The following is a 7,598-nucleotide window of genomic DNA, read 5'->3' as shown; positions in this document are numbered from 1 at the left end:
CACTCAAAACTGGGTTGGCTGACACACCGCTATCGCTGGCAAGCCAGCTCCCACAGGTTTTTGTGGTGGTCATAAAAATCCGAGGTTTAAACACGATCCCTGTGGGAGCGAGCTTGCTCGCGAAGGCGGTGCATCAGGTAAGCATGTGCCGAGTGACACAACGCTTTCGCGAGCAAGCTCGCTCCCACAGTCGAATTTGCGCAATGTTCAGTGGCTGAGCAGGTCAACGAGGGCCAATGCACCCTTCTGCAACGGCTGGCTTTTTAGCCACACCGCATGCACCGGCATCACCAGACCGTTTTCGATGTTGCGAAAATTCAGACGTTTCAGCCGTCCGCTGTCCAACCGCGACTGCACCACCGACAACGGGAAATTGCCCCAGCCCAGACCCGCCTCGACCATTTCCATGGCCGTTTCAAGGCTGTCCGTGCGCCAATATGATTGCGCTACCAACGGCCGCGTCTCACTGATCGGCAAGTCGCGGCTGGCGACGATGATCTGCCGCACCTGCACCAGATCTTCGAGAAACAAATCCTGCCCCTGCAGCAACGGACTGTCGGCTGCCAGCGTGGCGATCATCCGTTCGTTGCCGACGAACTGAAAACGCTCCAGCACGTTCATGCTCAACCCGGCGAAGGCCAGACAAACGCTGACTCGGCCACTGTGCAACATCGCCAACACGTCATCCTGCGGCGCGGTGAGCACTTCGATGTCGAGCAGCGGATGGCGCTCAGTAATCGTCTTTATTGCCGCCAGCAAACGCCGCCGGTCCATGTCCGCGACAACGCCAATCGACAATTTGCTCTCCAGCCCCAACGACAACTCCACCGCGTGCACTTGCAGGTGCTTGAGTTGCTCGGCAATCAACCGCGCATGGGGGACAAGCGATAGCGCCATCGCCGTAGGCTGCGGTTCACGGTGGCTGCGGTCGAACAGCAGATAACCGAGCTCTGCCTCAAGATTGCCGATGCCCATGCTCACCGCCGACGGCACTTTGCCCAACGTTCGCGCTGCCGCCGAAAACGAGCCGCGCTCGATCACCGCAAGAAACAACTCAATGCTGTCGCTGTTGAAATTCACTTTTCACACCTATCAACCAAACTGAAAGCTACTGACTTTTTCTGTCAGCTCTATTGAAGCTATCTTTCGTCGCCTTCGCCAGCCCCGCTGGCCAACAAACGGCAAGAAAGAGGCAAAACTGCATGCAAGGCGTCAAACGCAAACTGGTCTATGTATCGCTCTACGAAGTGATCGGCATGACCTTCTCCGCCCTCGGCCTGGCGCTGTTGTCCGGCACTTCACCCGGCAGCACCGGGCCATTGGCAGTGATCATCACCACCATCGCCGTGACCTGGAATTTCATCTACACCTCGTTGTTCGAGCGTTGGGAAAGTCGTCAGCCGTCGCGTACTCGCACGGTTAAACGACGCATCGTCCACGCCATCGGTTTTCAACTGACGTTGATCGTATTCCTCATTCCGTTGATCGCCTGGTGGATGAACATCAGCCTGGTGCAGGCATTTCTGCTCGATCTGGCGCTGATCATTTTCATCCCGTGCTACACGTTTGCGTTTAACTGGCTGTTCGACCGCGTGTTCGGTTTACCGGCCTCCGCCCTTCCCGATTCGACCGCTGCGGCATAAAACGTTAATTCGTAAACAGATATTGCGAGAAATCAGCGGTTTAACCGATTAAACCGCTGATATTCACAATCCGTGAACTCCGATAGCAGGCTAAGCTTTTCCATCAATAAAAAATGGATCAGCCCATGACTGCTCACGCCCCCGCCGCCGCGCACAGCGACGGCATCGACCCGATCCGCGCCGCTCAGGTTTCCGCCCGCATCGACCGCCTCCCGGCGGTCGCGACGATATGGCGGCTGGTGGCGCTGCTGTCGATCGGTGGTTTTTTCGAACTCTATGACCTGTTCCAGACCGCCTACATCAGCCCCGGCCTGATCCGCGACGGGATCTTTGCCACCGGCAATCAGGGCGTGTTCGGCTTCTCCGATCAGGCGGCGTTTGCCTCGGCGACATTCCTCGGTCTGTTCCTCGGCGCCAGCCTGCTCAGTCCGTTGGCGGATCGTTTCGGTCGCCGCGCGATCTTCACCTTCGCGCTGGTCTGGTACACGGTCGCGACGGTGTTGATGGGCGTTCAGAGTTCGGCGCTGGGCATTATCTGCATGCGCTTTCTGGTCGGCATCGGTTTGGGCATCGAACTGGTGACCATCGACGCCTACCTCTCGGAACTGGTGCCTAAACGCATGCGCAGTTCGGCGTTTGCCTTTGCATTTTTCGTGCAGTTTCTGTCGGTGCCAGCGGTGGCATTGATGTCGTGGTGGCTGGTGCCGCAAGCGCCGTTCGGCGTGTCCGGCTGGCGTTGGGTGGTGTTGGCGAGTGCGGTGTTTGCCTTGTTTATCTGGTGGCTGCGCAAGCGTTTGCCGGAGTCGCCACGCTGGTTGGCGCAACATGGCCGCTTTGATGAGGCCAACCGGATTCTCGACAGCATCGAAGCCCGGTGCGAAAAGGATCACGGCAAAACGCTGGACGCGCCGGAGGCTGTGCCCGTCGATGTTGAAGGCAAGGGCCGCTTTGCTGATATCTGGCAGCCGCCGTACCGCCGTCGTGCGTTGATGTTGATCGTTTTCCACATCTTCCAGGCCATCGGTTTCTTCGGCTTCGGCAACTGGTTGCCAGCGCTGCTGTCCGGTCAGGGCGTCAGCGTCACCCACAGTCTGATGTACGCCTTCATCATCACCCTGGCCTACCCGCTCGGGCCGCTGCTGTTCGTCAAGTTCGCCAATCGCTTCGAGAACAAATGGCAGATCGTCGGTTCGGCCCTCGGTGCCATGACCTTCGGCACGCTGTTCGCGTTGCAGACCAGTGCGTTCGGGCTGATCTTCTGCGGGGTGATGATCACCTTCTGCAATGCCTGGCTGAGCTTCAGTTATCACTCGTATCAGAGCGAACTGTTCCCGACCAATATTCGCGCCCGCGCGGTGGGTTTCTGCTATTCGTTCAGTCGCTTGTCGACGGTGTTCAGCAGCCTGTTGATCGGTTTGTTTCTCGACAATTTCGGCACACCCGGTGTGTTGGCATTCATCGTCAGCAGCATGCTGATCGTGATGCTGACCATCGGTTATTTCGGCCCGCGTACTCGCAATCTGGCGCTGGAGAATATTGCCCATCGCTGACGATGTAACGGTCGTCCCCGCCACCCAACAGGTCAGTGAAGCGGCACGCATCAACGACAACGTTGACGAAGCCTTCGCCAAGACACGCGTCGGTCGGCAAGCCAGCGACACGTCAGATGCCAGCAAAACCACCGGCACGTCGGCCACCGACGCGTTCAAGAACCACATGAGCAAATCGCCGGAACAGCGACTGCGCGACAGCATCCTGCAGAGCATGGGCATCACCGAAGATGACATCAAAGCCATGCCGCCGGAGAGACAACTGGCCATCGGCAAAGAGATTGCCGAGCGTTTGCAGGACAAGATGAAGTTGGCGCAGGCGGAGAAAGACAACGTTAATGACGTCAAGGACAGTGATAAAGCGGCGAACAAGTTTCTCGCTGCGTTGTGATCTGGAACCTGTATAAAAAAGTCCCCGATGGGGAATTTTTTGTTACCGGTGGAACAGACCGTCTGTCGCAAAACCTGCGTCACCTGTAATTTCTGACAGTAGACAGCACGTGAGCCACCGCCAATGATTCGCTGGCAGCGTTCTTCAAAACCCTGCTCATCGAAAACATGGAGGTCACTATGTCTGATTTCGGAAGTTTTACTGCCAGATTTACTGTAATGGAAGGAACACCGGCCAAAGCGGATTTCAACGCTAGCGAACTGAATTTGTTGCCTAATACCCCGCCTTGGCCAACTGACACTATTCAAGCATTCGAACACAACTCTATCAGGTTCTTCAATTTCTTCTTCAAGCCAGCTCTTCCCAATGGCAAACACGAGCTAGAGGGCGGAAAGAACGAAACAGCTTTTTTTAACGAGAATGGCTTTGGTTATACGACTGTCAAGAGCCTGGTAAAAATCGAAATCAATAGTCTAGCCGGCACATATACTGGTACTTTTCAAATAGAGTTGTTAGACCGAGCGCAAAGAAAAGTAATTGCGGACGGCGAATTTGACTTGAAGGTAGTTCCAAATTAACAAACCACAGAAACCAAAATAAATTCAACAACAAAAAAAAAACGCCCTTCTTCTTCGAAGGGCATTTTTATAAGTTTCCGTTTACAAACCGGTGGCCAAATTTCTCGCTGCGTTGTGATCTGGAACCTGTATAAAAAGTCCCCGATGGGGATTTTTTTGGTGCGGCTGGAACAGACCGTCTGTCGTAAAACCTGCGCCACCTGTAATTTCTGACAGTAGACGGTATGCCTTGCATGAAGAACCATGGAATGGACCACGCCACGTTTGCGCGCCCGGTCCTGACAATCATCTGCAAGGAATACAACCATGAACGAAGAATTGAAAAACAGTGTCAAGCAAGCCACTGGCCTCTTCGCGTTGAAAGCAAATGAAAATAACCAGGGAGAACACGATGTCCCGACGCGTCGTCATGTACTCGACTTAACGCAGGATGGATTGCAAATTTTCGGGTACGAAAGTGGCGACCTTCGATCTCACGGAGCGGACATCTTTATCAAAGGCCTCGTCAAAGCAGGTGAAACATATGCATTCAAACCAGATGTTGTCGGGGGTAACTACAATCCGAAGGAGTGGACGGGGCGCTCATGGAACGGTCTTGGCGGCGAGGTGAAAATCGACGCAGTGGACGTGGACTCACAAACCGTAAAAGGCAGCTTTACGTTCACCGCCAGACCTTTAGACAATTCCCAAGTCGCGGTTATCTCTGGCACATTCAATTTGAAGAACTAGTTACATCGCTCATAAACTTCTGCCCTTCCAGGAAGGAAGGGCAGTTGCTTTGTCCCTCAATTCAACTGCAACGTCTCATTGAACTGACTGATCGCATCCACGACATGCCGCGATCCCTGCTGAATCTCCTGAATCACTGCCCCCGCTTCGTTGGCCAGTTCCACCCCGAGCCCGGTTCGACTCAGACTCGATTGCATGCTCGACACCGCACTCAACGACAAATCATGGTTCCTGCGTACCACATCAACGATCTCCAGCGTCGCCTGACTGGTCCGCGCCGCCAAACTACGCACCTCGTCCGCCACTACCGCAAATCCGCGCCCATGTTCCCCGGCCCGGGCGGCTTCGATAGCGGCGTTAAGCGCCAGCAAATTGGTCTGATCGGCAATCCCGCGAATGGTCTGGACGATGGTGCCGATGATGTCCGACTGCTTGCTGACCGCGTCGATGCTGACCGCCGCTTCGTTGAGGTCGCGGGAAATGTCCTGAATGATCTGTACTGTTTGTTGCACGACCTGTGAGCCCTTTTGCGCGCAGGCGTCGTTTTGTACCGAGGTGCTGTGGGCCGATTCGGCGGCGTTCTGCAAGGTGGTCATCTGCTGGGTGATGTCGCTGGCGAACTTGACCACTTTGTACAAGCGGCCCTTGGCATCGAACAGCGGGTTGTACGAGGCCTCCAGATAAACCATGTGCCCGGATTTGTTCTTGCGTTCAAAACGATGAGAGTGATATTCGCCGCGATTGAGCGAAGCCCAGAACGCCTTGTACTGCGACGATTCCGATTCGCTGCGATGGCAGAACATGCTGTGGTGATGCCCGACAATTTCGTTGAGCGAGTACTGCATGGTCTTGAGGAAGTTGTCGTTGGCGGTGATCACATTGCCTTCCGGGGTGAACTCGATCACCGCCATCGAGCGACTGATCGCCGCCAGCATGCTCTCTTCTTCGTGCTCCTTATTGACCCGGGCGGTGATGTCCGCCGCCACTTTGATCACACTTTTGACCTGTTTGTCCGGACCGTATACCGGCATGTAACTGGCTTCGAGCCAGATCTCCCGGCCGCTCTTGTTCAGGCGCAGAAAGGTGCCGCTGATTGGCTCGCCACGGGCCAGGTCGCGCCACAATTTGGCGTATTCCTCGCTGCGGTAGAACGCCTCTTCACAAAAAATCCGGTGATGTTTGCCCCGCACTTCATCAGCGCTGTAGCCCATGGTTTTGCAGAAGTTTTCATTGGCATCCAGAACGATGCCTTCAGGGGTGAATTCGATCATTGCCATCGAGCGGCTAATCGCTGCGAGCTTGGCGTTGGCCTCGGTCAAGGCGCAGCTGAATCGCTCGATCTGCTGCAGGTCAGCCTTGTGATGTAGGTTGAACATGGTTCTATCACCTTCCGCGCGGTCTTTTGATTTGATGAAAGTTCAGGTCTTTCAAGATCCACCAATGGATTCCACAGAACAGGCACACGCATTCCTCCAAGGGGAGGAAGTTGTCAGGTGATAAATGATGATCAATCGGAACGTCCATGCAGCAACGCTCTAATCAAGACATCCTTCTCTTGATAGCCCGCACGCGAGCCAGCCCTAACGCGTTGAAGAACTTCCATATAGATGATGCTCCTTGTTGGTTCAGTGTCGGTGCCTTGGATTGCGCACTCTGGCAGCATGAATTCACGCACTAACCGTGCACGGTCGACATAGTTAGTTAGGAATAAGCATAGTCATCGCAAAGCCTTGCGCAAGCCCACTAGTCGGCCAGTATCTGGCACTTTTTGCACAAGAATCGGTTCAGCGCGGTGAGATAGGTTGCCGGGGCGGACGATTTCGCGAGCAGGCTCGCTCCCACAGAAAGAACGCATTCCGAATGTGACGGCTCACGAATGTGTCGATGGCGGCGTCGAAGGATGGGGAATGGCGCTGCTCGAAACGGACGTCTTCTCCGTCTGTACAACAACGCTGTGCAACCCTGCAGATTATGTTCAGGTTCAGGCAGGAGCCCGAGAGCCGGGCTCCTCGAGCTGCTTGCTCAATGACCGAAAATATCCACCTTCTTGGCCTTCTTCTCCGCGCGCTTTTCAATCGCGGTCTTGGCCGGTTTCTTCTTCGCGGCTTTCTTTGAATCCATACCTTTGGACATGATGGGTACTCCACTCGCAGGGGATGTGAGCTCAGGTATACACCTATCCAGAGTCGTGCGTTCTTTTATAATCGCGGCTTTTCGCACCGACAGTCCGACCTCATGCCCGATACCCGATATAGCCTGCTCGACGAGTCTCTATGGCCGTTGATGAACAAGTTCTACCGCAGCCACCAATCGTCGATGAAAGCCGTGCGTGACGCGCAATTGTGGGTGGCGCGGCGCGAAGAAATCGTCGCTGCGTTGTGTTTGCGACCGGTCGCCGGCGGGCATTGGTTGACCGGGTTGTTTGTGGATCCGGGTTATCGCGAACAGGGGATTGCGGCGCAGTTGATGGCGGCGGCGGTGCAGGGTGTGAGTGAGCCGGTGTGGCTGTTTTGTCATCCGGATTTGCGTGGGTTTTACGAGCGACGCGGGTTCACGTTCGACCCGACCCTGCCCCAGGCGATGGCGGAGCGGTTGAGCCGGTATGCGCGGAGCAAGCCGATGATCGCGATGGAATTTTTACGTCAGGGATGAAGATCAAAAGATCGCAGCCTTCGGCAGCTCCTACAAAGAATCGGTGTAGGAGCTG

Annotated in this window: 6 protein-coding genes and 3 pseudogenes; 6 read left to right on the top strand and 3 right to left on the bottom strand. The window is 55.3% G+C overall.

Annotated elements, in window-relative coordinates:
• Positions 1 to 207 precede the first annotated feature (207 nt).
• Positions 208 to 1,080: a LysR family transcriptional regulator gene (locus EJA71_RS09000; protein ID WP_158956083.1), complete on the bottom strand. Its 873-nt coding sequence runs from the start codon at positions 1,078 to 1,080 to the stop codon at positions 208 to 210.
• 122 nt (positions 1,081 to 1,202) lie between these two features.
• Between EJA71_RS09000 and EJA71_RS08995 the strand changes: the two genes are divergently transcribed.
• The 5 genes and pseudogenes from EJA71_RS08995 to EJA71_RS08975 all read left to right on the top strand — a co-directional run bounded on the left by EJA71_RS08995 (position 1,203) and on the right by EJA71_RS08975 (position 4,891).
• Positions 1,203 to 1,643 carry a PACE efflux transporter gene (locus EJA71_RS08995; protein ID WP_158956082.1) on the top strand — a complete coding sequence of 147 codons (441 nt, stop codon included), beginning with the start codon at positions 1,203 to 1,205 and terminating at the stop codon, positions 1,641 to 1,643.
• A 125-nt stretch (positions 1,644 to 1,768) separates the two neighbouring features.
• Entirely contained in the window at positions 1,769 to 3,193 is a 1,425-nt protein-coding gene (locus EJA71_RS08990; RefSeq protein ID WP_158956081.1) for an MFS transporter, read from the top strand.
• A gap of 19 nt (positions 3,194 to 3,212) precedes the next feature.
• A pseudogene (locus EJA71_RS08985) lies at positions 3,213 to 3,584 on the top strand (hypothetical protein); the annotation flags it as partial.
• A 179-nt stretch (positions 3,585 to 3,763) separates the two neighbouring features.
• Positions 3,764 to 4,162 carry a hypothetical protein gene (locus EJA71_RS08980; protein WP_158956079.1) on the top strand — a complete coding sequence of 133 codons (399 nt, stop codon included), beginning with the start codon at positions 3,764 to 3,766 and terminating at the stop codon, positions 4,160 to 4,162.
• A gap of 306 nt (positions 4,163 to 4,468) precedes the next feature.
• Positions 4,469 to 4,891 carry a hypothetical protein gene (locus tag EJA71_RS08975; RefSeq protein ID WP_158956077.1) on the top strand — a complete coding sequence of 141 codons (423 nt, stop codon included), beginning with the start codon at positions 4,469 to 4,471 and terminating at the stop codon, positions 4,889 to 4,891.
• 56 nt (positions 4,892 to 4,947) lie between these two features.
• On the opposite strand, the pseudogene EJA71_RS27775 reads toward EJA71_RS08975, so the two are convergent.
• Both EJA71_RS27775 and EJA71_RS27770 read right to left on the bottom strand, forming a co-directional pair.
• Positions 4,948 to 5,376 (bottom strand): annotated as a pseudogene (locus tag EJA71_RS27775) (methyl-accepting chemotaxis protein); the annotation flags it as partial.
• 114 nt (positions 5,377 to 5,490) lie between these two features.
• A pseudogene (locus EJA71_RS27770) lies at positions 5,491 to 6,267 on the bottom strand (PAS domain-containing protein); the annotation flags it as partial.
• Between the two features lie 859 nt (positions 6,268 to 7,126).
• On the opposite strand from EJA71_RS27770, the gene EJA71_RS08965 reads away from it, so the two are divergent.
• A complete protein-coding gene (locus EJA71_RS08965) occupies positions 7,127 to 7,543 on the top strand; it encodes a GNAT family N-acetyltransferase (protein ID WP_158956073.1) in 417 nt (138 codons plus the stop codon).
• Positions 7,544 to 7,598: the final 55 nt, after the last annotated feature.

It is taken from the genome of Pseudomonas sp. PB106 (genome assembly GCF_009764645.1).
GTDB lineage: Bacteria > Pseudomonadota > Gammaproteobacteria > Pseudomonadales > Pseudomonadaceae > Aquipseudomonas.
This window is presented reverse-complemented; position numbering and strand designations above follow the sequence as displayed.

What these genes read in the sequence shown, in the direction of transcription:
- EJA71_RS08980 (WP_158956079.1), top strand. Translation starts at nt 3,764, where the DNA reads ATGTCTGATTTCGGAAGTTTTACTGCCAGATTTACTGTAATGGAAGGA.
- EJA71_RS08995 (WP_158956082.1), top strand. Translation starts at nt 1,203, where the DNA reads ATGCAAGGCGTCAAACGCAAACTGGTCTATGTATCGCTCTACGAAGTG.
- EJA71_RS08975 (WP_158956077.1), top strand. Translation starts at nt 4,469, where the DNA reads ATGAACGAAGAATTGAAAAACAGTGTCAAGCAAGCCACTGGCCTCTTC.
- EJA71_RS08990 (WP_158956081.1), top strand. Translation starts at nt 1,769, where the DNA reads ATGACTGCTCACGCCCCCGCCGCCGCGCACAGCGACGGCATCGACCCG.
- EJA71_RS08965 (WP_158956073.1), top strand. Translation starts at nt 7,127, where the DNA reads ATGCCCGATACCCGATATAGCCTGCTCGACGAGTCTCTATGGCCGTTG.